The organism is Devosia sp. Root635 (assembly GCF_001427605.1).
GTDB lineage: Bacteria > Pseudomonadota > Alphaproteobacteria > Rhizobiales > Devosiaceae > Devosia.
Window position 1 is genome coordinate 43,835 of sequence record NZ_LMGZ01000001.1, and the last position, 24,233, is coordinate 68,067.

Here is a 24,233-nt window from a genome sequence, read left to right on the forward strand (position 1 = left end):
GGCCAGGCCGCAAGAGGCGGCGCTTCCGAGGCTCACTGCAACGCTAGCGCCGATGGATAAATCAGTTCAACGACTATTATGTCGCGTCCGGCGATGAGCAGGCGCCTAACATGTTAGCGATGGCGTAGCCGCGCAATTTCCGGTATTGGCGCTGCAACGGAATCGTCGAGTGCCCGCCATGCCCCTGCCCCGCTCCATTGCCGTCATTGATATCGGCAAGACCAATGCCAAGGTGGTGTTGATCGACGCAGCGACGCGGCAGCAGGTGGCGGCGCGCAGCACGCCCAATGTCGTGCGACGCGACGGGCTCTATCCGCATGCCGATGTGGAGATGTTGTGGAGCTTTATCCTCGACAGTCTCAAGGCGCTGCGGGCCGAGCATGGCGTGGACGGGATTTCCATCACCACGCATGGTGCAACGGCGGCTTTGGTGGCGGATGGCGGTCTGGCCATGCCGGTGCTGGACTATGAGCATGCCGGGCCGGAAGAGACGGCGGAAGCCTATGGCGCCGCGCGGCCGGATTTTGCCGAGAGCCTGTCGCCGCGCCTGCCCAACGGGCTCAATCTGGGCGCGCAGATATTCTGGCAGTCGCGAGCGCATGGGGCGGCTTTCGCGCGGACAACGGCGATCCTGACCTATCCGCAATATTGGGCGTGGCGGCTGACCGGCGTGATGGCGAGCGAGGTGACGTCGCTGGGGTGCCACACCGATTTGTGGGCGCCGGGACGGGCCACGTTTTCCGGCATGGTCGGAGCGCAGGGCTGGGCGGGACTGTTCCCGGCGATCAGCCCGGCCGCGTCGGTGCTGGGGGCCGTTTCGCCCGAAGTCGCCGCAGCGACCGGGCTCGGGGCCGATACGCCGGTGACGTGCGGCATCCACGATTCCAACGCCTCGCTGCTGCCACATCTGGGGGCGCATGAAGCGCCCTTCACTATCCTTTCCACCGGGACCTGGGCCATCGCCATGACGGTGGGCGGGGATACGGCAGGGCTCGATCCGGCGCGGGACAGCCTTGCCAATGTCGACGCCTTCGGACGGGCGGTGCCGACGGCGCGGTTCATGGGTGGGCGCGAATTCGACCGGCTGGTGCCCAACATTGTCGAACCGAGTGCGGCCGATATTGCGCGGGCCATTGCCGCAGATATTCGGGTACAGCCGAGCTTCCTGCCCGGAGTTGGCCCCTTCCCCACCGCTGCCGGACACTGGACGCACGAGCCGGAGACGGCGGCCGAGCGGACGGCGGCAGCCTCGCTCTACCTGGCGCTGATGACGCGCGCCTGCCTCGACCTCTGCGGGCTGGGACGCGAGATCATCATCGAAGGACCATTGGCGCGCAATGCCCTGTTCGGGCAGGCGCTGGCGCGGCTGGCGGGCGTCCCCGTGAGTGCATCGGGGGATGCGACCGGAACGAGCCTGGGCGCCAGCATGCTGTTTGGCGCGGGCGAACAGCGGGGGGCGCCGGGCACACAAATCGTGCCGCTCAACGTGCCGGGCTTCGACGCCTATGCGCAACGCTGGCGCGCGGCCGCATCGCCTGGGAAACGCTAGCGTTCACCGACCTCGACGGCCGATTCCGCCTTGGCCAGCGCCCGCTCGCGCAGCCAGATGAAGAGGCCGCTCGACACGATGATGCAGACGCCCAGAATGAACCATTGGTCTGGCGGCTGCTGGAAGATGAGCCAACTGGCCAAGGACAGATAGATAAGACTGAGATAGCTGAACGGCGCCAGGATTGCGGGCGAAGCGAAGCGGTGCGCCACCGAATTGAGGTAGTGCCCGCCCAGGCCGGCGGCACCCATGATGAAAAAGGCCAGCCAGGATATGGGCTGGCTGGGCCAGGCCCAGTCGGTGAACGCTATGGGCAGGAGCAGGATGACGGGCGTGGCGCCGGCATAGAACTGCTGCGTCTGCGCGGTATCCACCCCGGCCAGCTTGCGCGTCATGATCGAGAACAGCGCGAGAAAGAAAGCGCAGCCAAGGCTGAGCAGCGCAGCCGGCTGGAACGCCTCGGTGCCGGGCCGCACAATAACCAGAATACCCAGGAAACCGACACCGATGGCCATCCAGCGGCGCCATCCCACCTTGTCGCCAAGCAGGGGTCCCGACATGGCGCAAATCATCAATGGCGAGGTGAATTGAATGGCGCTGGTTACGGTCAGCGGCAAATAGCGCATGGCCAGGAAATTGAGGCCCGTCGTGGTCAGCAGGCATATGCCGCGCAGGACTTCGAGCTTCCAGTTGTTGCTGACGAACAGGCGCGATCCGCTGACCGGCAGGAAGAGCAACAGAAGCAGGATCAGGTGCATGCCATAGCGCATGAACACGATTTCCGACGTGGGGAGCCCCTCGATCGACAGCCATTTGGCCGAAACGTCGAGGACGAGCAGCACGAGCTGGGACGCCAGCACCAGCATGATGCCAAGATTGGCCCGGCTTTCCACGGGTAAGACGGCGTGGGCCATTGGCTAGATCCGGACCAATATGGCGGCGCGACGCGAGGCAAGACTGGTCATCAGATATCCGGCGAAGGCGGCATTGCGCGGATTGGCGCGCACGGACGCGGGCCATCAGCGATGGATGATAGAGGGCACGGAGTCAATGACAACTTGTATGGAAGTTTGCGGAAGTCGGTCTGCACCGTACGGTCCTCGGGCCTGACCACTCACCGTTTGTGCCGTGTTGGGAGTGGTCAAGCCGAGGGCGATGTAGTGCAGTCACCGCGCCTTAGAACGTCTCACTTAGGTTGCGGACCTTGAGCGACTGCACCAGTTCTGCCGGTGATGGCGCGGCGCCGTGACGCGGGATGAAAGTCAGTTCGGTGGGACGGCCCGGCAGCAGGGTCACGGCATTGTCCGAGAAGTAGCCGGGAACATCGACGCTGGCGGTGACGAACAAAGCCGGCCTGTCGCTGGCAAGGCTCAGCACGAGCTGGCCATCGACATCGGACCAGGCGGCCCGCACTTTGGGCTCGACGAGTTCGTAGGCCTTGTAGGGCTTGGGAAAATAGTCGTTTTCGCCCAGCAGCTTGCCGGAGGCATCACGCCACGAGAAGAACAGGAATTCGTCACCCGCCAGATCGGCGGCCTGCAAGGTGGTGATGGAAATGGCGGCGTCGGCCCCGATTGCGGCATTGCCCGAGAAGACAATACGATCGCCGCCGCTCACCTTGACGGCGCGGATTTCGAGAGCGACCGAGGTCGGCTTGCCCGTATCGTTGATGCCGCGGAAGGTGATGTCTGCATTGTCCTTGCTCGGCACGGCAACGATGTTGACCGGCAGGAAAAAGCGCTTGGCCATGTATTGCAGCAGTTTCCACTGCCCGCCGTAATCGAGGCTGGACCAGCTGGCCACCGGCCAGATGTCGTTGATCTGCCAGAACAGCGTGCCCATGCAGCGCGGCTTGGTGGAGCGCCAGTATTCGATGGCGGTCTTGATGGCGAGGCCCTGCTGGATCTGGCTCAAAAACACCATCTGGTCGAAGTCACGCGGGAAGCGGAAGTAGCGCGTCATGGTTTCGAGGATGCGTGCATTGCCGCCATTGTTACGCTGGTGGTTTTCCATCACGGGGGAGGACGGGTTGCGGTCCTTTTCCTCGGCGAAGGTCTCGATGACATTCATCGAGGTGAAGGACTGGAAGCCGAATTCGGAGGCAAAGCGCGGATTGACGCTGCGATAGGCGTCGAAGGCCTTGGCCGAATGCCAGACGTCCCAATAGTGGGTGTCGCCACGGGTGTCGGCGTGCCAGCCGTCGGAGAAGTCGAGATAGCCCATGGAGGGCGAGGACGGCCAGAAGCGGCGGGCCGGATCCTCGTCCTCGACGATGTTGCCGAGCATCGAGTTGAGGCGGTCGTAGTTGGCGACGTAGCGCTCGGGCGCGGCCTTGGTTTCCGGATACCAGTGCAGTGAGCCGATGACTTCGTTGTCGCCGCACCACAGCGCAATCGAGGCGTGGTGGCTGAGGCGGCGGACCTGCTGGGTGATCTCGGTGCGGACATTGTCAAGGAATGGCCGATCGGATGGATAGCTCATGCAGGCGAACATGAAATCGTGCCAGATGAGGATGCCGAGCTCGTCGCACATCTCATAGAAGTAGTCGGGCTCATACTGACCACCGCCCCAGATGCGGAGCATGTTCATATTGGCGGCCCTGGCGCTGTCGAGCAGGTCGCGGATGGTGGCTGGGGTAATGCGCGAGGGGATGGCGTCGGCCGGAATCCAGTTGGCGCCCATCATGGTGATGTCGCGGCCATTGATGCGGCACTTGAAGGAGTGGTCGATCTCGTCCTTCTCGACGATCCATTCAAGCTTGCGCAGGCCGATCTGGCGCGTGGTCTTTTCGCCTTCGAGATTGGTCACCAGCTCATAGAGCGGCTGCTCGCCCTGCCCGGCCGGCCACCACAATTTCGGATCGTGGATAGTGAGGTTGTGGGTGAAGACGTTCTCGCCCTTCTGCACCACGAGTTTGTCGGTGACGACCTGGCCATCGATGGTGTGTTCAAGTTCCACTTCACCGTGGGCGAAGGCGAAAAGCCGAGTCTTTATCGACAGTTCGACCGATTTGCTGCCATGAGCCTGATCGACCTGGACGCTGTCCTGGCGGGCCAGTCGCGACTTGCGCAGGCGCATCGTGCCATAGACGCCAATGGGCATGACGCAGATGCCCCAGTCCCAGCCCGCATGGCAGGCCGCCTTGCGGATGAAGTTCATGTGGATGCCCTTCAAGCCATTGGTCTGGTAATTGTAGGTGAAGGGGATCGGGAAGGGGTGCGCGTCGGCGCGCGCCTTGGCCACGTCGGGCGCGATGTCGAAGTCGATGCGGAGGGTGTTGTCACCCTCACGCACCTTGCCGGTCACGTCGATATCGTTGCGGATGAAGCTGTTCTGCGTTCTGGCGATGACTTCGCCATTGAGCAGGACGGTGGCAATGCAATCCACTTCCGCGAGAGTCAGGGTCAGGTAGCCGTCGATATCGGTGGCCGAAGCGGAAAAGCTGCGTTCGACCGACCAGGCGGTCTCGTTGACCCACATCACCGTCTTTTCGTTTTCACCGAAATAGGGGTCGGGGATGTGGTCGGCGGCCAGCAATGCAGTATGAACGTCGCCCGGCAGGGTGATGGGCGTCTTGATGGCCTTCGTCGGCGAAGACAGGGTAAAGGTTCCTGCGAGATCGAGGGCGGAATAGGTGGCGGCAAGGGCCATGGGACGTCTCCTGGCGGCACCTGCAAAGGCGCCGGGGCTGCTGGATGTCGACGCCCGGACTTCCGTTGCAATCGATTGCAGCGGGTTCTAGCCGGTCTCGCGACGCCTTCCAATGGGTGGCGTGATGGAATTTTTGACCAATTGCATCGTTGCGACGACCAGAATTTGCGGCAAACGCCCGAATCCTGCATTGCCGTTTACACATGTATTAGGGTTTGGCCGCATAACCTCGACCGGTGAGCAAGGAGCTCGTCGCGGCCATGTCGGCAGTAAAAAGGTTGGTGCAGTACTTTGCCGTTCCGGACAATTCGGAACTGGTGCAGGCACAAGCACTTGCCTTCAGCCAGCAGGTTCCGCTGATGTATGGCATCCTGCTGGTCAATTCGCTGGCCCTGGCCGCGACCCATACCGATGCACCGGACTTGCTGCGGCTCTACATACCGGCATTGCTGGCACTGGCCTGCGCCATTCGCGTCGTCACCTGGTGGCGCTCGCAAGGCAAACCCATGAGCTATGCCAGGGCAAGGCGGCTGCTGGCGAGCACTGTGTGGGTTGCAGCCGGGCTGGGCATCAGTTTCTCGGCCTGGGCATTGAGCCTTTACCCCTATGGCGGGCCCTTCCAGCAATCGCATGTCGCTTTCTACATGGGGATTACCAGCATCGGCTGTGTCTATTGCCTCATGCATCTGCGCGGCGCGGCGACAATGGTGGCGCTATGCGTCGTCATTCCGTTCACCGCATTCTTCACAACCAGCGGCAACTGGGTTTTCCTGGCGCTGGCCATCAACCTGCTGCTGGTGGTGGCAGCGCTGATGACGGTGCTGCTCAACAATTATCGGGATTTCAGCGCCCTGGTGGCCTCGCGCGCCGAGATGGAGCACAAGCAGGCCGAAACCCAGCGCCTGTCGGACGAGAACTACCGGCTCGCCAATATCGACGCGCTGACCGGCCTGCCGAACCGGCGCTCGTTCGACCGGCACCTGCAGGCCATTCTGGACAGGGCGGATGCCGAACACCGCCAGATTGCCGTCGCCCGGCTGGACCTCGACAACTTCAAGTCGGTCAACGACATATTCGGCCAGATCACCGGTGATCGCGTACTGGCCGAGGTCGCCAACCGCATCAATATGCTGCGGCAGACATCGACCTTCGTGGCGCGGCTGGGTTCGAACAGCTTTGCGCTGATCCTGTCGGGAGCGACCGACGAGGCGTCACTCCAGGCATGCGGCGATGTGCTGACCACAGCCATGCGGCCATCGTTCGAATTGAAGCTGGGAACGGTGCATCTGTCGGCGTCGGCCGGGTTTGCCGCGTCGAAACCCGGCGATACGGCCGAAACGCTGTTCGATCGCGCGGACTATGCGACCTGGGTGGCCAAGCGGGAAGCGCGCGGGCACGCCTTGGTGTTTTCGGACCGGCATGCGGATGAACTGAGCCGGGTGCGGCGGATGGAGCATGCCCTGCACACGGCCGATCTCGACCGGGAAATCCATATCCTGTTCCAGCCGCAATTCGATATCGCGCTGAACCGGACAACCGGCTACGAGGTGTTGGCCCGCTGGCGCAGCCCGACCCTGGGCGAGGTTTCCCCGAGCGAATTCATCCCATTGGCCGAGCGGACCGGGATGATTTCCAAGATTACCCAGACCGTGTTGCGCCAGGCGCTGGCCGTTTCCGCCAGGCTGCCGAAATCACTGCGCTTGTCGGTCAACCTTTCGGCCCATGACCTGGGCTCCACCACGGCCATGGAAGCCATCGCCAGGCTGGTGGAACAGGCCGGCAAGCCCTGCCGCATCGACTTCGAAATCACCGAAACCGCCGTTATGCGCGACATGGCCCAGGCCAATGAAGGCCTGCTGGCGCTGCTGGCGCTGGGGTCGCGCATCGCGCTGGACGATTTCGGCACCGGCCATTCCAGCCTGACGCATGTGCAGAAGCTGCCGCTCAACCGCATCAAGGTGGATCGCAGCTTCGTCGCCGAAGTCACCGATGATCCGACCAGCCGGGCGATCATCAAGACCACGGTCGATCTCTGCCGCAACCTGGGCATTTCCTGCGTGTTCGAAGGTATCGAGACCGAACAGCAGCTCGATGCCCTGCTGGGGCTCGGCGGCACTGTCATGCAAGGCTACCTGTTCGGCCGGCCGATGAGCGAAGAGAAGGTGCTCGACCACATTGCCGGCGAAAACAAGGGCTGGCAGCAGCACCGCCGCCAGATATTCGGCGCGGCGGGCTGAAGCTTCCTATAGCCACGACACTTCCACACCATCCGGCGCTTCCCGCGGACTTGATCCGCGGGTCTCCATCAACGCAGCGCAAGTGGCGAGAGACCCCCGGATCAAGTCCGGGGGAAGCGATTGTGGGTGGGAGGCATGGGCGGGCTCCCCTATTCCGCCGCAGCGTCCAGATCCAGGAAACCGCCGGACTGGCGTTCCCAGAGGTGGGCGTAGTGACCGCCGGAGGCGAGGAGCTGGGCATGGGTGCCCTCCTCCACGATCCGGCCCTGTTCCAGCACCACCAGCCGATCCATTGCCGCGATGGTGGAGAGGCGGTGGGCGATGGCGATCACTGTCTTGCCCTGCATCAGGCTGGTCAGCTGTTCCTGGATGGCCGCCTCGACTTCGGAGTCGAGAGCCGACGTGGCCTCGTCCAGCACCAGGATCGGCGCATTCTTGAGCAGCACGCGGGCGATGGCGACGCGCTGGCGCTGGCCGCCCGAGAGCTTGACGCCGCGCTCGCCGACATGGGCGTCATAGCCCCTGTTCCCCTTGGGATCGACCAGGCCCATGATCACGTCATGCACCTTGGCCTGTTCGGCCGCCCGCATCATCTCCTCATCGCTCGCCGACTGGCGACCGTATTTGAGATTTTCGCGGACCGAGCGATGCAGCAAGGAGGTATCCTGGCTGACCAGGCCAATGGCGGCGCGCACGCTTTCCTGCGTGACGTCGCGGACATCCTGCCCATCAATGCGGATGGCGCCGTCCTGCACGTCGAACATGCGCAGAGCCAGGTTCACCAGCGTCGACTTGCCGGAGCCCGAGCGGCCGACAAGACCGATCTTCTCGCCCGGCGCCACTGTCAGGTTGAAGGCGTCGATGACGCTCCCTTCCTTGCCGCGCCAGTAGTTGAAGCTGACATTGTCATAGGCCAGCTCGCCCTTGGTAACGTCGAGATGGTTTGCCTCCGGCTTGTCGAGCATGGTCAGGGGCTGGGCGATGGTATCCATCGAGTCCCTGACATTGCCGACCTGACGGAAGATGTTGGAGCCGATTTCGAGGATCCACCCGCTCATGTTCATGATCTGCAGGGCGAAGGGAATGGCGGTCGCCACGGCAGCAGCGGTCAGCACGCCATTGTTCCAGCCGGTCAGCGCCAGCCAGGTGACCGAGACCACCAGGCCCGCATTGAGCAGGAACAAAGTGGACCACATATAGGTGAACACCCGCATCAGCTTGCGGAAGCTGATGGCGTGGTCCTCGATGGAGTCCGCCACATAGCGATCTTCGTGGTCGCCGGTGGAGAAGGTCTTCAGCGTCTGGATATTGGTATAGCTGTCGACGATCCGGCCGGTCATCACCGATTTGCTCTCCGACAGTTCCTCGGAATAGCGGGCGATGAGCGGCATTGTAATGGTGAACAGCACGGCATAGAGCAGCAGCCATACCCCGATGGGCACCAGCAGAACCGGATCGAGCTGGGCCAACACGACAATCGCCACCACCACGAAGACCAGCGCATACCAGGCAGCGTCGATGGTGAGGTTCACCCCGATCTCGATGGCCTCGCCGGCCTGCATGATCTTGTTGGAGATGCGCCCGGCAAAGTCGTTCTGGAAGAAGGTCCAGCTCTGGCGGATGACGTGCCAATGGCTCTGCCAGCGCACCAGATCGACCAGGTTGGGGACGATGCCGTGATTGCGGATCAATGTATCGAGCAGGAAGGTCAGCGGGCGGACCAGCACGACGACGAAGATCATCCAGAGGAAGGTCTGGCCGTGGGTGGTGAACATGTCGCCGGGATTGGTGGTGGCCAGCATGCCGACCACGAGGCCGACAAAGACCGGCATCAGCGCATCGGCGATGGAGCCGATGGACACCAGCACGATACGGATGATGAAGGCCGCGCGGAACTGGCCGATGAAATAGCTGACGAAGGCACGGAGGCCCATGGGCGGCTGGCGGTTTTCGGCCAGGGCGGTGGGCGAATAGAGATGGTCGAAATAGTCGATGACGCGGTTGAACATTTTGAGCTCATTATTTTGAGCCGCGCCTGACGGGGAGTTTCTACTCGCTGGTCAGGTTCGGTGACGATCGGAGGGTTTGGATTGGCGGGACGCGCCCACACCGGGATTGGTGGTGCCGTTTGCTCGGATCGTGATGATGTCACCCATCTGGGTTCTCCTTTGGTTGGTTGGATGCTTCAGTCGTCCTCCCCTCCCCCTTGAGGGGAGGGGTTGGGGGTGGGGGTCGCTCAGTCGTCCACTGAATTACCCCCTCCCCAGCTTCGCTAAGGCCTGACGGCCTAGCTGCGCTACCCTCCCCTCAAGGGGGAGGGAGGGCAGACTATGGTTTTGGCCCGATCACTGCGCTGCCTCCTCGGGCTGGTCGGCGTCGATGAAGCCACCGGACTGGCGATGCCAGAGCTGGCTGTAGATGCCGCCGGTATCGACGAGCTGGGCATGGGTGCCGGTCTCGACGACACGGCCCTTGTCCAGCACCACCAGCCGGTCCATCATGGCGATGGTGGAGAGGCGGTGGGCGATGGCGATCACGGTCTTGCCCTTCATCAAAAGCTGCAACTGGCCCTGGATGGCCGCTTCGACCTCGGAATCGAGGGCGGAGGTAGCTTCGTCGAGCACCAGGATCGGGGCGTTCTTGAGCAGCACGCGGGCAATGGCGATACGCTGGCGCTGGCCACCGGACAGCTTGACGCCCCGCTCGCCGACATGGGCATCGAAGCCCTTGCGGCCGGAGGCATCGCCGAGACCCATGATGAAGTCGGATGCCTCGGCCAGGTCGGCGGCTTCGCGCATCATCGCCTCGGTCGCGTCGGGGCGGCCGTAGAGGATGTTGTCACGCACCGAGCGGTGCAGCAGGGAGGTGTCCTGCGTCACCACGCCGATATTGGCGCGCAAACTGTCCTGCGTGACCTTGGCGATATCGTGCCCGTCGACCAGGATGTGGCCATCGGCGCGGTCATAGAAGCGCAACAGCAGGTTGACTATGGTCGACTTGCCGGCGCCGGAGCGGCCGACCAGGCCGATCTTCTCGCCGGGGCGGATATGCAGGTTGAGATTGTCGATCACGCCGGTTTTCTTGCCGTAGTGGAACGAGACATTCTCGAACTTGATATCGCCGTTGACCGCGCCGATCGGCTCGGCTTCCGGGGCGTCGGAGACGACACGCGGCAGCGAGAAGGACGAAATACCGTCCTTGACCGTGCCGATATTCTCGAACAGCGACGACATTTCCCACATGACCCACTGGCTCATGCCCTGGAAGCGCATGACCAGGCCCAGCGAGACGGCCAGCGCACCCGGCGTCATCAGCCCCTGCATCCAGAGCCAGATGCCGACGCCGCCCACCGAGGCCAGCAGCAGGGCATTGGACCACAGCACCAGCATGTTGAGCACGGTGAACAGGCGCATCTGCCGGTAGACGGTGTCGAGAAACTCGTCCATCGCCTCCTTGGCGTAGATCTCTTCGCGATTGGAGTGCGAGAAGAGCTTCACCGTGGCGATATTGGTATAGCTGTCGACAATGCGGCCGGTCATCATCGAGCGGGCGTCGGCCTGGGCCTGGGAAATCTTGCCCATGCGCGGGATGAAATAGATCATCATCGACACATAGCCGGCGAGCCAGACCAGGAACGGAATGGCCAGCCGCCAGTCCGCGGCAGCCGCCAGCACGACGGCGCCGGTAAAGTACACGACGACATAGACCAGCATGTCGAGCAGCTTCATCACCACTTCGCGCACGGCGAGAGAGGTCTGCATCAGCTTGGCGCCGATGCGGCCGGCAAACTCGTCCTGGAAGTAGCTCATCGACTGGCGGATGAGATAGCGGTGGCTCATCCAGCGGATGCGCTGGGGGAAATTGCCCAGCAACGTCTGGTGCATGGTCAGGGTCGAAACCAGTGCGAAGCCTGGGAGCACGATGACGATCATCGCGCCCATCATGGCGAGCTTCCAGCCATCGGTGGCCAGGAACGTCTCCGGGTCGGCGCCGGCAAGCCAGTTCACCACATCGCCGATGAAACCGAAGACCACGATTTCGCCGATGGCCACCGCGGCGGCGGCAAAGGCCATCAGCGCCAGCCATTTCTTGGCGCCGCGGCTGTAATAGAGGCAGAAAGCCAGCAGGCCCTTGGGGGGCTCTACCGGGTCGCCGCCGGGATAGGGATCAAGACGTCGTTCGAACCAACGCAGCATTGTTTGTCACCGAGATTTGCAGGGCCACATCGCGAAGACGGCGCCTCCGGTTCAGCCGATGGAACCAGGACGAACGGGCCGATGCGATGCCGACCGGAAATTTTGGATACCGTGCTCGATACGCCCATGGAGGGCGCAGAGGAGCAACGTGCCGCAACCGACAACAGCCCCTCCCCAATGCCGTCCCAATTGGCGTAGAAGAGTGAACCGAAGCGGTTACTGGCCGATCAGGATACACGAATGCGCCGAATCTACTGTTGCGGTGCAGACACAGTTCAGACCGACGATTTTTGCGGAATATATCCATGCGCACCGAAACCGAACACACCATCTTCCTGAAGGACTACACGCCGAGCCCGTACCGGATCGTGTCAGTAGACATGGATTTCAGGATCGGGCTCGACAATACAAGGGTGCGCGCTCAATTGACGGTCGAGCCGCGCGAAGGCACCGCGCCGGGCACGCCGCTGGTGCTTGACGGGGATGAGCTGAGCCTGGGCTCCATCGCCATCGACGGGCTGCCGCTGGCGCTTTCGGCCTATGCAGCCGATGCCAATGGGCTGACCGTGGTCGAGCCGCCATTGCGCCGCTTCGTGCTGGAAACCGAAGTCACCATCCAGCCCGAGGGCAATACCAGGCTGATGGGGCTTTATCGCTCCAGCGGCACGTGGTGCACCCAATGCGAGCCCGAGGGATTCCGCCGCATCACCTATTATCTAGACCGGCCGGACAACCTGGCGGTGTTCAAGGTGCGCATGACCGCGCCGCGCGACGTGGCGCCGGTGCTGCTGGCCAATGGCAACCTGATCGACAAGGGCGATGCCGGCGACGGCATGCATTATGCCGTGTGGGAAGACCCCTTCCCCAAGCCGGCCTATCTCTTTGCGCTGGTGGCGGGTGACCTGGGCTCCATCACCGACAGCTTTACCACCGCTTCAGGCCGCAAGGTGGCCCTCGCCATCTATTGCGAGCACGGCAAGGAGGACCAGTGCCTGTGGGCCATGGACAGCCTCAAGCGCTCCATGGCGTGGGACGAGCGCCGGTTCGGGCGGGAATATGACCTCGACATGTTCAACATCGTCGCCGTGAGCGATTTCAATTTCGGTGCGATGGAGAACAAGGGACTCAACATTTTCAACGACCGGCTGGTCTTCGCCCAGCCCGAGACCGCCACCGACGCCAATTACGATGGCATCGAGCGAGTCATCGCGCATGAATATTTCCACAACTGGACGGGGAACCGCATTACCTGCCGCGACTGGTTCCAACTCTGCCTCAAGGAAGGGCTGACCGTCTATCGCGACCAGGAATTCACCAGCGACGAGCGCAGCCGCGCCGTGAAGCGCATTTCGGACGTGGCGACATTGCGCAGCGCGCAGTTTCCCGAGGATGGTGGGCCGCTGGCCCATCCGCCGCGCCCGGACCAGTATCGCGAAATCAACAACTTCTACACGACCACTGTCTACGAAAAGGGCGCCGAAATCGTGCGCATGCTGGCGACGCTGCTGGGCGAAGCCGGCTTCCGCAAGGGCATGGACCTCTATTTCGAGCGGCATGACGGGGAAGCCACGACCATCGAGGCGTTCCTGCAGGTATTCGCCGACGCCAACGATATCGACCTCGACCAGTTCAAGACCTGGTATCTGCAGGCCGGCACGCCGCGATTGACGGTGGCGGAGCACTACGACCCCGACAAGCAGACCTATACGCTCAAGCTCAAGCAGGAGACCCTGCCGACGCCGGGCCAGCCGAGCAAGGCGCCGCTGGTGCTGCCGATCAAGTTCGGGCTGATCGGGCCCAATGGCAGCCCGATGGGCTGGAGCGGGGTCAGCGGCGCCGAAGTGCGCGACGAGATGATCGTGCTCAAGGATGCCAGTGCCGAAGTGAGTTTTACCGGCGTGCCGAACCGGCCGGTGCCCTCGCTGCTGCGCGGGTTTTCAGCCCCCGTGATCCTCGAAACCGGCGCGAGCCAGGAGGATCAGCTGTTTCTCGCCCGGCATGACAGCGATCCGTTCAATCGCTGGCAGGCCTTGCAGGATGTGGGCATGGCGCTGGCCGTGGACGCAGTGCAGGGCAAGCCATGGAGCGATGTGGCAGTGGCGGCGTTGAGCCAGGCGATGGGCGACACGCTGGCCAGCGATACGCTCGACAATGCCTTCAAGGCGCTGGCTTTGGCCCTGCCCGACGAACAGTTGATGGGCCGCACCATCGGCAAGGATATCGACCCCGACGCGATCCACGCTGTGCGCAACAGGCTGCTGCGGGCGGTATTCGAACCACTGGCCCGGCCGATGCTCACTACCTACAACGCGCTGGCCAGCACGGCGCCCTATGCGCCCGACCCGGCCAGCACCGGTCGTCGCGCCCTGCGCAACCGCATGCTGAGCCTGCTTGTCGCCAGCGACGCTTCCGGCGCCGCGCTGCTGGCGGCCCAGCAATATGACGGGGCGAGCAACATGACCGACAGGCTGGCCGCCCTCTCCGCCAGCGTCTATGGCACAACCGCGCTGGCGCCCGGCCTGCTGGCCGACTTCCGCACTCGGTTCGGCGGCGACCCGCTGGTGCTGGACAAATGGCTGAGCGTGACCGCCGCAGCGCCGCGCGACGGCGTCGTGGATGACATGAAGGCGATCCTGGCCGATCCGGTCTTCCCCAGGACCAATCCGAACCGGCTGCGCTCGCTGGTGGGCACGTTCGTCATGAACAACCCGACGCAGTTCGCCCGCGCCGATGGCGCCGGCTTCCGTTTCGTGGCCGATTTCGTCACCGAGGTCGACAAGGTCAACCCGCAGGTGGCGGCACGGGTACTGACCGGCTTCCGCATCTGGCCAATGCTGGAAAACGGCCGCCGCGAAGCCGCCAAGGCAGCGCTGACGGGGCTACAGGCGGGTGGGACGCTCAGCCGCAACACCGCGGATATCCTGACGCGTATGCTGGCGAGGTAAGGGCACGGAACGCGCCGCTTCGCCTCCAAGCACGACCTCCCCCCGTCCACCGCGCGGCTCCTCCCCCTTGACGGGGGAGGCTGGGTGGGGGTGTCGTTTAGCCCGGATATCGGGGCTAAACATCCCCCCACCCTTGATCCCTCTGAGATATTTGCCGCCCGCCAACCCATATGTGCTCAGCCTCCCCTCAGGTTGGCGGACAGGCACAAGCGCTGGCATGCCTAAACGTCCACCATTGTTGGAAGAATTTTTCTTCACCGGCTAAGTGATTCAGACGACTCGCGATTTTCCGGATTGCCCTCCGGGGTGCCCGAAGGGGGTCTGGACAGGTGAGTCGGGGTGATTCATTGTTTGTTAAAGGGCAAATCGGGCGGGCTGGAACAGCCTCACAGATCGGGAGAATTACATGCGGTCGGCGGAGGCATCCGGCGCCAGCGTTACCGGATTCGGCGCTGGCAGGAGTCAGGCGGGTTTCCGCCAACCGGCGAACGGCGGGCAAGTGCCCCCGACACAGCCGTTCCGCATCAGTTTTTCCCCGATCACCATCGCCGTGGCGCTCACCGCCTTGATGGCCGCCACTTTGTTCGTGGTCTACGACACCGTCCGCACCTTCGATGATGCCCGTCGCGAGCTCTCCATTGTCGGGCATGTGCTGGCTTCGGAAATCGAAGACATGGCGCCGGAAGCGGCCAGCGCAGTCGTCAGCGCCTCCAGTCAGCGCTTCGCCGGTATCGCCCGCGCCAGCCTGCTGGTGCCATCGACCGTGCCGGGCAGCAATGCCCTCACCAGCCAATGGGTGCCGGCTGCGCCGCATGGCGTGCTGTCGCTCGAAACCGAACAGGGCCGCGCCTGGTCCGGTATCGGTCAGCGAGGCGCGGCGGCGTTCGGGCTGGTGGGACTGATCGTGCTGCTGGTGGCGCGGCGGCGGCGCAATGACATGCCCGACATGGTGCAGCGCCACAATTATCGCACGCTCGCCGCGGCGATCCCGATGGGCGTCGCCTGCTGGACCAGGAGCGGCAAGCTCATCGTCTGCAACGAGCAATATCGCAGCCGGCTCGATATCAACGGCTTCGGCACCACCTATCCGGAGGCCGTGAAACGGCTGACCATGGGCGGCTATATCAAGCTGCTGAACGAGGACGACGGCAGCAAGATGGTGGAGCTGCACCGCGAGGACGGCTCCTGCCTGCTGATCGACGAGAGGCCGCTGGGCGACGGCGCCATCATGACGCTGATCAGCGACGTGACCGAGGCCAGGAAGACCGACACCATGCTCCACGCCATCCGGCAGGAGCAACGCCTGCTGGCCCGGCGCTACCATGAGGAAAAGCTCAAGGCGGAAGCGGCCAGCCGCTCCAAGACCAATTTCCTCGCCCATCTCAGCCACGACATTCGCACCCCGCTCAACCACATCATTGGCTTCGCCGAACTGATGCGGCACCAGACCTATGGGCCGTTGGGCGACGAGCGCTATGCCGACTACGTGCAGTCGATCAAGAGCTCGGGTGAACACCTGCTGACATCATTCGCGACCATCCTCGATCTTGTCGAACTTGAAAGCGGACAGAAGCCGTTGCGCAGCGAACCGGTTTCCATCGATGACCTGCTCGACGGCACCATCCAGCGCTTCCAGGCGCAGGCATCGCGCGCGGGCGTGCTGTTCGTATTGGGCGAGCCCTGCGCCGCTGTGGTGAACGGGGACCGGCTGGGCCTGTCGCGCATGGTCGCCAATATTGTCGAAAATGCCCTGCGCTTTACGCCATCCGGCGGCAAGGTGACGCTCAACGCCTTCGCCGCGCGCGACGGCGTGGTCATCGAGATCACCGATACCGGCCTGGGCATGGGCGAGGAGCGGCTGGCGAGCCTGTCGCAGCCCTTTGCCCTGGGCGACTCCACCTTTACCCGCGACGGCATCGGTCCGGGCCTCGGTATTTCCATCTCCCGCGCCATCGCCGAACTGAGCGGGGGGAACCTGGCCATCGACTCCAGTCCTTCGCTGGGGACGACCGTGGCGATTTCGCTCCCGTTGCCCGCGTCGGAAGCCATGAAAGCGGCCTGACATGATCAACCGGGACTGGCACGAAACCCACCGCATGCCCAGGAACGCCAATATCGAGCAGCGCATCGAATGGCATATCGAGCATGCCGAACAATGCGGCTGCCGGGATATTCCCGAAAGCGTCAAGCGCGCACTTGAGCAGCGCGGAACGCCGGTGCCGCCGCGACGAACCGAGGTCTAGTCCGGCGATCCAAGCCAGCGCTGGACCGCTTCCGCCGTATCCGTTGGGCTGGAATTGAATGCAATCCTGGCGCCCGGCGCGAGCGTGTGGACCAGGTTGACCACCTTCTCGAAGAGCAGCAGCAGCTCGGGCGGCTCGCGCAGTCCCGCGCCGATGACCACGCAATCGAACTCCTTCGACCGGAGGGCCTTTTCGACAACCCCCTCGGCAGTATCCCCGAGGTCGACAAGGCAGCTCTCGACCTCGTAGCCGAATTCGCCGATGCGGTTGATCTGTGCGTCGAGATAGGCCCGCACCACATCCACGGTATAGCCCGGCATGGCGCTGAGGTCGGCGAAGGCCGGGTCGATCCCGATCGCCAGAACGGTTTTCGCCAGGGTCTGCTGCGCCATCTAAAGCCCCCTTGCCTTCTCGTACCATGTCGCAGCGGCAGCGCTGACTTCGCTACGCATCTGGACCAGATCGAGTTCCAGTCGCGTAAAATCGGGGTAATGGGTCAGGCCGGCCAGCAACTCCTTGAAGGCGCCGGTCCAGGCTTCGTCCTTGAAGGGGCTGATCAGGGCCGAACTCATGACCTGCAGCACCGTGGCATAGATGGCATGGATTTCCGCCATCCGCGCCCCCTCCGGCACCAGGTCGGCCTCGGCCAGGCGAGCGAGCACGCGGACCGTGGGCGCCTGCGGCAGGCCGATGGCGGCGCCGGCCACCAGTTGGGCGGACTGGGCGATGAACTCGAGGTCGACCAGCCCGCCTTCGGCCAGCTTGAGATCGAAGGGGTGGCGGGCCGGTCGTTCCTTGGCCATCAGTGCCCGCATCGAAACGACATCATCCACGGTTTTGACCACGTCGCGGCTACGCGACATGACTTCGGCAATGGCCGCGTCGACCTCCGCACCGAAGGCATTATCGGCGGCGATGACGCGGGCCCGGCTCAGGGCCAGGTGTTCCCAGGTCCAGGCATTGTCGCGGTGATAGGCGCGGAAGCCGGCAAGGCTGGTGGCCAGCGGGCCGGCATTGCCCGAGGGCCGCAGCCGCATGTCGGCCTCGTAGAGCACGCCTTCGGCGGTCGGCGAGGTCACCGCCGCCACGAGGCGCTGGGTCAGGCGGGTGTAATAGTGGTTGGTGGTCAGCGGCTTGTCACCGTTCGATTCCGCATCGGGTGCGTCGTAGAGCAGGATGAAATCGAGGTCGGAGGTCACCGTCATCTCGCGGCTCGCCATCTTGCCGAAGGCCAATAGCGCAACGCGCCCGCCGGCAAGCTGGCCGTGGCGGCGCTCGAATTCGGCGCGGACGCTGCCGAACAGGCGGTTGACCAGCGTTTCGGCCAGGGCGGCGAACTGCTCGCCCGCCCCTGTGGCACTGACGGTGCCCGATAGCAGGCCGGCGGCGATGAGGAATTTCTGCTCCTGCCCGATGATGCGGGCGCGGTCGATGATCTCCTCATAGGACCGCGACTCGGCGAGGAAGGCATCGACCTTGGCGACCAACACGTCGCGATGGGTGATTTCATTGGCGAAGGCCGGATCGATGAGGCCGTCCATAACGTGGGCGCGATGGATCACCGCTTCAGACATGCGCGGCGCCGAGGCCATGAGCTGGACCAGCAGCGTGCGCAGATCGGGATGGGTACGCAGCAGCGCGAAAAGCTGTATGCCGGACGGCAGGCGGGACAGGAAGTCGTCGAACTTGGCCAGTGCTTCATCGGCATTGCCGGCGCTGCCCAGCGTGTTCAGCAGCGCGGGCAGCAATTCGGTCAGATGTGCGCGAGCGGCGGCGGCACGGGTGGCGGCATAGCTGCCATAGTGCCATTTGCGTACCATTTCGATGGCTTTGGACGGATTGGCGAAGCCCATGGCGGACAGCGTTTCCACGGTGCCGGGATCGTCGTCGTTGCCGGTGAAAACAAGATTGCCCTCGCCACTGCCCAGGCTTTCACCCTCGGTAAACAGCTCGGAATAATAGCCGACGACGCGCTCAAGCGCGCCGCGGTAGCCGGTTTCGAAGGCGCGCAGGTCGGGCTCGCCCATCAGTCGGCCGATGATCGTGACCTCTTCGGCCGAGGCCGGCATGACATGGGTCTGCTCGTCGCGCAGCATCTGCAGCCGGTTCTCGACGGCGCGCAGATACCAATAGGTCTGCGTCAGCTCGGTGGCGGCTTTCGGCGTGATCCAGTTGGCGTCGGCCAGGGCTGCCAGCGCATGCGCGGTCGGCTTGACGCGCAGGGTCTTGTCGCGCCCGCCGGCAATGAGCTGCTGGGTCTGGGTAAAGAACTCGATCTCGCGGATGCCGCCGCGGCCGAGCTTCACATTGTGACCCTCGACGCGGATATCGCCGACATTCTTGGCGATGTTGATCTGCCGCTTCATCGCCTGAATATCGGCGATGGTGGCGAAGTCGAGATGCTTGCGCCAGACATAGGGCGCCATCTCGCGCAGGAAGGCCTCGCCCACCTGCCGGTCGCCGGCGCAGGCGCGGGCCTTGATCCAGGCGGCGCGCTCCCAGTTCTGGCCGCGGCTTTCGTAATAGGCGAGCGCCGCATCGAAGGAGATGGCGACGGGGGTCGAGCCGGGATCGGGGCGCAGGCGCAGGTCGGTGCGGAACACGTAGCCATGCGCCTGCCGATCTTCCATCAGCGCGACCAGCCGCTGTACCATGCGCGAATAGATTTTGGTCGCCTCCAACGGGTCGGCGAGGACGGCCTTGGCGGGATCGTAGAAGGCCACGATGTCGATGTCGGACGAATAATTGAGTTCCTGGCCGCCATGCTTGCCCAGGGCGAAGATGGCGAGGCCCGAATTGGCGGCGGAGGCTTGGCTGGCGGGGATAGCCAGCAGCCCCTTGTCGGCGGCTTGGCGCATCAGCAGGTTCAGCGCCGCATCGAGCGCCGCGTCGGCCAGGTCCGACAGGGCCGCGGTGGATTGTGCGGTCGTCCAGGCGCCTCCGGTTTCGGCAATCGCGGCCAGCAGCGCCGTGCGGCCCTTGGCTATACGGAGAATGGGGGCGAGCTCTTCCTCGTTGGCGGCGGTGGCGCCCTCGACGGTGTCGATGATGTCGGCAAAGCCGCCATCGGCACTATCGGCCAGGGTGGCGACCAGCCAGTCGGCATTGTCCTGGGCCAGATCAAGCAGGTAGGGCGCGGATTCGAGCAGCGGGCCGATGGAGGGGGCGGCCGCAGCGAGCGCGGCGCGCTGATCGGCCGGAAGGTCAGCGAGCCAGGCGTCGAAAAGCGGCGTGGCGATGGGCGGCAGGGCGGAAAGCGTGATGGCCATGAGCGAGGGATAACTTGGCTAACGCAAGCCGGCAAGCGCTCCCCTTCTCCCCTCGTGGGAGAAGGTGCCCGAAGGGCGGATGAGGGGGCACGGAGCTACCCACCAGCATCAAAGCAAGGGAGGGCGCAGCCCCCTCACCCGATTTTTCCGGCTGAACGCCGTAAAAATCACCCTCTCCCACAAGGGGCGAGGGGTGGCTCCACTCACTTGGACAATAGCAGCACTAAGCCCCCGGCAGGTCGATCACGGCCCTCACCCCCGGCGCACTGTCCTCTATCCGGAATTCCCCGCCATGCAGGCGGGCCACTGCGTCCACCAGCGACAGGCCAAGGCCCGAACCGTGCTCCGACCGGCTTTTCTCCAGGCGCACGAAGCGTTCCAGCACGCGCTTGCGGTCGGCCTCGGGAATGCCGGGTCCATTGTCGGCTACTTCGATCAGCACCCGATCATTCAGCCGGCGCAGGCCGACAGTGATGCGCCCCTGCCCTTCCCCTTCGGGCTTGGCGTATTTCACCGCATTTTCGAGCAGGTTGACCATCGCCTGGCCGATCAGTTCGCGGTTGGCATGCAGGTGCACATCCGCATCGATGCCGGTTTCCACCACGATGCCCTCGTCCTCCGCCACCGGCCCATAAAGCTCGGCCACGTCGGCCACCACGGCGCTGACATCGACGTCGGCAAGCGCCCCCGAGGGGGCGCCGGCCTCGGCGCGGGCGATCATCAGCAGGGCATTGAAGGTCTGGATCAGCCGGTCGCTCTCGGCAATGGTGGTTTCCAGCGCCTGCTGGCGGGTCTCGTCGCTGGCGCCGTCGCGCAAAGCCGTCTCGGCCTGGTTGCGCAGGCGGGTCAGCGGCGTCTTGAGGTCATGCGCGACATTGTCGGTGACCTCCTTGAGGCCCTGCAGCAATTGCTCGATGCGGTCGAGCATGGCGTTGAGATTGGTGGCGAGGCCATCGAATTCGTCATTGCGCCGGGTCACCGGCACACGCTCGCTGAGATTGCCCGACATGATCTTGGTCGAGGTATCGCGGATGGTGTCGATGCGGCGCAGCACGCGACGGGCGGTGATGCCGCCGGCCACCAGCGAGAACAGGATGATGCCGAGCACGCCGAACAGGAAGCTCTGCACGATGATGGCCGAAAAGCCCTGGCGCTCCACCACATCGCGGCCGACGACCAGCCGCATGCCGTTGGTCAGCTCGACCGAGCGCACCACGGCAAAGCCGGTGCGTATCCGGCGCGGCGGGGATTCGGCACCATCAGGCGGATCGATAAAGGGATTGGCCCGCTCATAGTCGAAGCTGTAGATGCCCGGCTCGATCAGCACATCGGGCGGGACGTCGGTGACATTGCCCAGCAGGTACTGGCCGGTAGCGTCGCCAAGATAATAGACGCCCGGCCCCGGCGCGCGGGAAATGCGCTCCAGGGCAAAGGCCAGCGCGCGGATGCCCTGGGTGGCATCAATGCGCTGCAGCACCCGCACTTCGCGGTCGATGTCATTGGCCTGCTGGCGCTGGATCTGCACGCTGGATTGCCAGGTGATGAAGGCCAGCAGCAGGATGGCGAATAGTGAGAAGATCAGGATGAACGTCGCCGTCAGCCTGACCGTCGACGTGCGCCAGAGTTGAGCGAAGCGGGTCAAGATCTACTCGCGGATCATGTAGCCGGCGCCGCGCACGGTATGCAGCAGCGGGGTCGCGTGGCCCTTGTCGATCTTGGAGCGCAGGCGCGACATATGCACGTCGATGACATTGGTCTGCGGATCGAAATGATAGTCCCAGACATTTTCCAGCAGCATGGTGCGGGTCACCACCTTGCCGGCATTTTTCATCAGATATTCGAGCAGGCGGAATTCGCGCGGCTGCAGCAGCACGGTCTCGCCATCGCGCTCGACCTTGCGGGACAGCCGGTCCAGCGTCAGACCGGCAACCTCGTAACTGGTGGCCGCCTCGGAGGGGCTGGAGCGGCGCGCGAGGACTTCGACGCGGGCCAGCAGCTCGGTGAAGGCATAGGGCTTGGTGAGATAATCGTCGCCCCCGGCGCGCAGGCCGGTCACCCGGTCATCGACTTCGCCCAGGGCAGACAGGATGAGGACGGGGGTCTTGTCGTCTTCGGCGCGCAGCGACTCGACGATGGACAGGCCGTCGCGGCGCGGCAGCATGCGGTCGACGATGAGGACATCGTAATCCATGCCCGAGGCCATGGCATAACCCGTTTCGCCATCGGCGGCGTGATGGGTGATGTGGCCGGCTTCGTCCAGCGCCTGGATGAGATAGCTCGCGGCTTCCCGATCATCTTCGATCAGCAGGATTTTCACCGCGACGCTCCGTGGTCAGTGGCGGGAGGGCGGCCCCGGGCTGAAGCCCGGGACCGTCGGGAGATCAGTCGGCCGCCAGCGGCAGGCCGATGAAGCGATCATTGCCGTCGCGGCTGGCCTTGACCAGAGCCGTGCTGCGGCCCTGCGCCTTGACCGCGTCAAGCGCCGACTCGAACTCTTCGAGCGTATTGACCGGCGTATTGTTGACCTCGAGGATCGCGTCACCAACGGCCAGGCCCTTTGCGGCAGCAGGCGATTCAGGCTCGACATTCTGGATCAGCAGCCCCCCCGAGCCGTCAGAGTTGGGCACCAACGTCAGACCGACGCTGGTCTCGGCCGGCAGCGGAGCCGGCGGAACTGGCGACTGGCCCTGGTCGGCCTGGGCAAGGGCTTCTTCATTGAGCGTACCCAGCTTCACCGAAACCGTGGTCTCGGCGCCATCGCGCCAGATGGTCAGCTCGACGGTGGAATCGGGCGACTTGCCGGCAATGGTGCGGCTGAGGTCGAGCGCGTCGTCGATCTTGTCGCCATCGACGGCGGTTATGATATCGCCCGACTTGACGCCGGCCGGGCCTGCGGGGCCGTCATCGGCCACATTGCTGACGATGGCGCCCTTGGCATCGGCAAGGCCGACGCCGTCGGCGATGTCACGGTTTACGTCCTGGATGCCGACGCCGAGATAGCCGCGGGTCACGGTGCCGCTATCGATCAACTGGTTGACGATGCCCTTGACGGTGGCCGCCGGGATGGCGAAGGCGATGCCGACATTGCCGCCATTGGGCGAATAGATGGCGGTATTGACGCCGACCACTTCACCCTTGGTGTTGAAGGCCGGGCCGCCCGAATTGCCGGTATTCACCGCCGCGTCGATCTGCAGGAAATCGCCATAGTTCGAGCCACCGATATTGCGGCCGGAGCCCGAAATGACGCCAACGGTCACGGTGCCGCCGAGGCCGAACGGATTGCCCACGGCAACCACCCAGTCGCCGACGCGGCTCTGTTCGGTTTCGAAGTTCACGAAGGGCAGGTCGGTGCCCTCGATCTTGAGCACGGCGAGGTCGGTGCGCTCGTCGGTGCCGACGATCTCGGCAACCTGCTCGGTTCCGTCATCGAACACGACCGTTACCTTGGTGGCGTCCTCGACGACGTGATTATTGGTGACGACATAGCCGTCAGCCGAGATCACGAAGCCCGAGCCGGCGGCCATGAAATGGCGGGGAGCCTGCTCGCCACGCGGACCTTGCTGGCCGAACTGGTCGCCAAACTGGTCGAAGAAATCGTGGAAGGGGTGATCGGGGGGGAGGTCGGGGAAGTTGAAATTGAACTCGCCGCCGCGGCGCTGCACGTTGCGGGGGCTTTCCTCGGCTTCGACGAGGATGGAGACCACGGCAGGCTTGACCGCTTCCACCAGGTCGGCAAAGCCGGCCTGCGGCTGGACCGCCTCGGGTACGATGATCTGGGCGGCGTTCTGCACCTGGGCAGTCGCGGCCTGACCGGTCATGACGAACGCGGTGGAAACACCACCGATACCCACCAGCAGCGCCAGGGCAGAGGCCCCGAGCCAGCGGCTGGTACGCTTCAGAATGGTCGAGCGCATAAAATCATTCTCCTTCGGCAAGCCCTCAACAGCTTGTGGGCCTAGATATGGAACGGGCGATCTTTCTGTGAGGTTGCGCCAACATTAAACCTTGGCAATGTTGGCGGCGGGAATAGGGCGGGGAATGTGGCATTGCCAGTGCCACGCCCTCGTGGTTTGAGGGTCGCTACGCTCCCACTGGTACACCGCGCCAAGAGTAGCCCTCATGGTGAGGTGCGCGTCCTTCGCG

At 64.0% G+C, this 24,233-nt stretch carries 14 protein-coding genes; 5 read left to right on the plus strand and 9 right to left on the minus strand.

The window, feature by feature from the left end; translation table 11 throughout:
• The first annotated feature begins 178 nt into the window (after positions 1-178).
• Positions 179-1,549, plus strand: a complete 1,371-nt coding sequence (locus tag ASD80_RS00230; RefSeq protein ID WP_156460246.1) for an FGGY-family carbohydrate kinase — start codon at positions 179-181, stop codon at positions 1,547-1,549.
• Here ASD80_RS00230 and ASD80_RS00235 read toward each other — a convergent pair.
• Both ASD80_RS00235 and ASD80_RS00240 read right to left on the minus strand, forming a co-directional pair.
• Positions 1,546-2,463 (minus strand): DMT family transporter, encoded by a 918-nt coding sequence (locus ASD80_RS00235; protein WP_082554938.1) that lies wholly within the window; start codon positions 2,461-2,463, stop codon positions 1,546-1,548. The two genes, ASD80_RS00230 and ASD80_RS00235, sit on opposite strands and share 4 nt — an antisense overlap.
• Positions 2,464-2,725: 262 nt before the next feature.
• Positions 2,726-5,200 carry a beta-mannosidase gene (locus ASD80_RS00240; RefSeq protein ID WP_056227244.1) on the minus strand — a complete coding sequence of 825 codons (2,475 nt, stop codon included), beginning with the start codon at positions 5,198-5,200 and terminating at the stop codon, positions 2,726-2,728.
• 260 nt (positions 5,201-5,460) lie between these two features.
• On the opposite strand from ASD80_RS00240, the gene ASD80_RS00245 reads away from it, so the two are divergent.
• Positions 5,461-7,437, plus strand: a complete 1,977-nt coding sequence (locus ASD80_RS00245) for a putative bifunctional diguanylate cyclase/phosphodiesterase (RefSeq protein WP_156460247.1) — start codon at positions 5,461-5,463, stop codon at positions 7,435-7,437.
• Between the two features lie 149 nt (positions 7,438-7,586).
• On the opposite strand, the gene ASD80_RS00250 is transcribed toward ASD80_RS00245, so the two are convergent.
• Entirely contained in the window at positions 7,587-9,446 is a 1,860-nt protein-coding gene (locus tag ASD80_RS00250) for an ABC transporter ATP-binding protein (RefSeq protein WP_056227250.1), read from the minus strand.
• Positions 9,447-9,782: 336 nt separating this feature from the next.
• Positions 9,783-11,633 (minus strand): ABC transporter ATP-binding protein, encoded by a 1,851-nt coding sequence (locus ASD80_RS00255; RefSeq protein ID WP_056227252.1) that lies wholly within the window; start codon positions 11,631-11,633, stop codon positions 9,783-9,785.
• 305 nt (positions 11,634-11,938) lie between these two features.
• On the opposite strand from ASD80_RS00255, the gene pepN reads away from it, so the two are divergent.
• The 3 genes from pepN to ASD80_RS00270 all read left to right on the plus strand — a co-directional run bounded on the left by pepN (position 11,939) and on the right by ASD80_RS00270 (position 16,821).
• Positions 11,939-14,578: an aminopeptidase N gene (gene pepN / locus ASD80_RS00260; protein WP_056227255.1), complete on the plus strand. Its 2,640-nt coding sequence runs from the start codon at positions 11,939-11,941 to the stop codon at positions 14,576-14,578.
• Between the two features lie 499 nt (positions 14,579-15,077).
• Positions 15,078-16,640, plus strand: a complete 1,563-nt coding sequence (locus tag ASD80_RS00265; protein ID WP_056227259.1) for a PAS domain-containing sensor histidine kinase — start codon at positions 15,078-15,080, stop codon at positions 16,638-16,640.
• Between the two features lies 1 nt (position 16,641).
• A complete protein-coding gene (locus ASD80_RS00270) occupies positions 16,642-16,821 on the plus strand; it encodes a hypothetical protein (protein WP_056227262.1) in 180 nt (59 codons plus the stop codon).
• Here ASD80_RS00270 and ASD80_RS00275 read toward each other — a convergent pair.
• The 5 genes from ASD80_RS00275 to ASD80_RS00295 form a co-directional block, all read right to left on the minus strand.
• On the minus strand, positions 16,818-17,213 hold the full coding sequence (locus ASD80_RS00275; RefSeq protein WP_056227265.1) for a hypothetical protein: 396 nt from the start codon (positions 17,211-17,213) through the stop codon (positions 16,818-16,820). The two genes, ASD80_RS00270 and ASD80_RS00275, sit on opposite strands and share 4 nt — an antisense overlap.
• Positions 17,214-20,090 carry a bifunctional [glutamine synthetase] adenylyltransferase/[glutamine synthetase]-adenylyl-L-tyrosine phosphorylase gene (locus tag ASD80_RS00280; protein WP_056227267.1) on the minus strand — a complete coding sequence of 959 codons (2,877 nt, stop codon included), beginning with the start codon at positions 20,088-20,090 and terminating at the stop codon, positions 17,214-17,216.
• Between the two features lie 223 nt (positions 20,091-20,313).
• Complete coding sequence (locus ASD80_RS00285) at positions 20,314-21,732, minus strand: ATP-binding protein (RefSeq protein WP_056227272.1); 1,419 nt, start codon at positions 21,730-21,732, stop codon at positions 20,314-20,316.
• Between the two features lie 3 nt (positions 21,733-21,735).
• Positions 21,736-22,407: a response regulator transcription factor gene (locus tag ASD80_RS00290; RefSeq protein ID WP_056227276.1), complete on the minus strand. Its 672-nt coding sequence runs from the start codon at positions 22,405-22,407 to the stop codon at positions 21,736-21,738.
• A gap of 64 nt (positions 22,408-22,471) precedes the next feature.
• The gene (locus ASD80_RS00295; RefSeq protein WP_056227279.1) at positions 22,472-24,004 is read right to left on the minus strand and encodes a Do family serine endopeptidase; all 1,533 of its coding nucleotides are present in this window, start codon (positions 24,002-24,004) and stop codon (positions 22,472-22,474) included.
• Positions 24,005-24,233: the final 229 nt, after the last annotated feature.

Coding starts and splice junctions, on each gene's coding strand:
- ASD80_RS00250 (WP_056227250.1), bottom strand. CDS start 9,446: ATGTTCAACCGCGTCATCGACTATTTCGACCATCTCTATTCGCCCACC.
- ASD80_RS00255 (WP_056227252.1), bottom strand. CDS start 11,633: ATGCTGCGTTGGTTCGAACGACGTCTTGATCCCTATCCCGGCGGCGAC.
- ASD80_RS00270 (WP_056227262.1), top strand. CDS start 16,642: ATGATCAACCGGGACTGGCACGAAACCCACCGCATGCCCAGGAACGCC.
- ASD80_RS00240 (WP_056227244.1), bottom strand. CDS start 5,200: ATGGCCCTTGCCGCCACCTATTCCGCCCTCGATCTCGCAGGAACCTTT.
- pepN (WP_056227255.1), top strand. CDS start 11,939: ATGCGCACCGAAACCGAACACACCATCTTCCTGAAGGACTACACGCCG.
- ASD80_RS00280 (WP_056227267.1), bottom strand. CDS start 20,090: ATGGCCATCACGCTTTCCGCCCTGCCGCCCATCGCCACGCCGCTTTTC.
- ASD80_RS00235 (WP_082554938.1), bottom strand. CDS start 2,463: ATGGCCCACGCCGTCTTACCCGTGGAAAGCCGGGCCAATCTTGGCATC.
- ASD80_RS00295 (WP_056227279.1), bottom strand. CDS start 24,004: ATGCGCTCGACCATTCTGAAGCGTACCAGCCGCTGGCTCGGGGCCTCT.
- ASD80_RS00230 (WP_156460246.1), top strand. CDS start 179: ATGCCCCTGCCCCGCTCCATTGCCGTCATTGATATCGGCAAGACCAAT.
- ASD80_RS00275 (WP_056227265.1), bottom strand. CDS start 17,213: ATGGCGCAGCAGACCCTGGCGAAAACCGTTCTGGCGATCGGGATCGAC.
- ASD80_RS00245 (WP_156460247.1), top strand. CDS start 5,461: ATGTCGGCAGTAAAAAGGTTGGTGCAGTACTTTGCCGTTCCGGACAAT.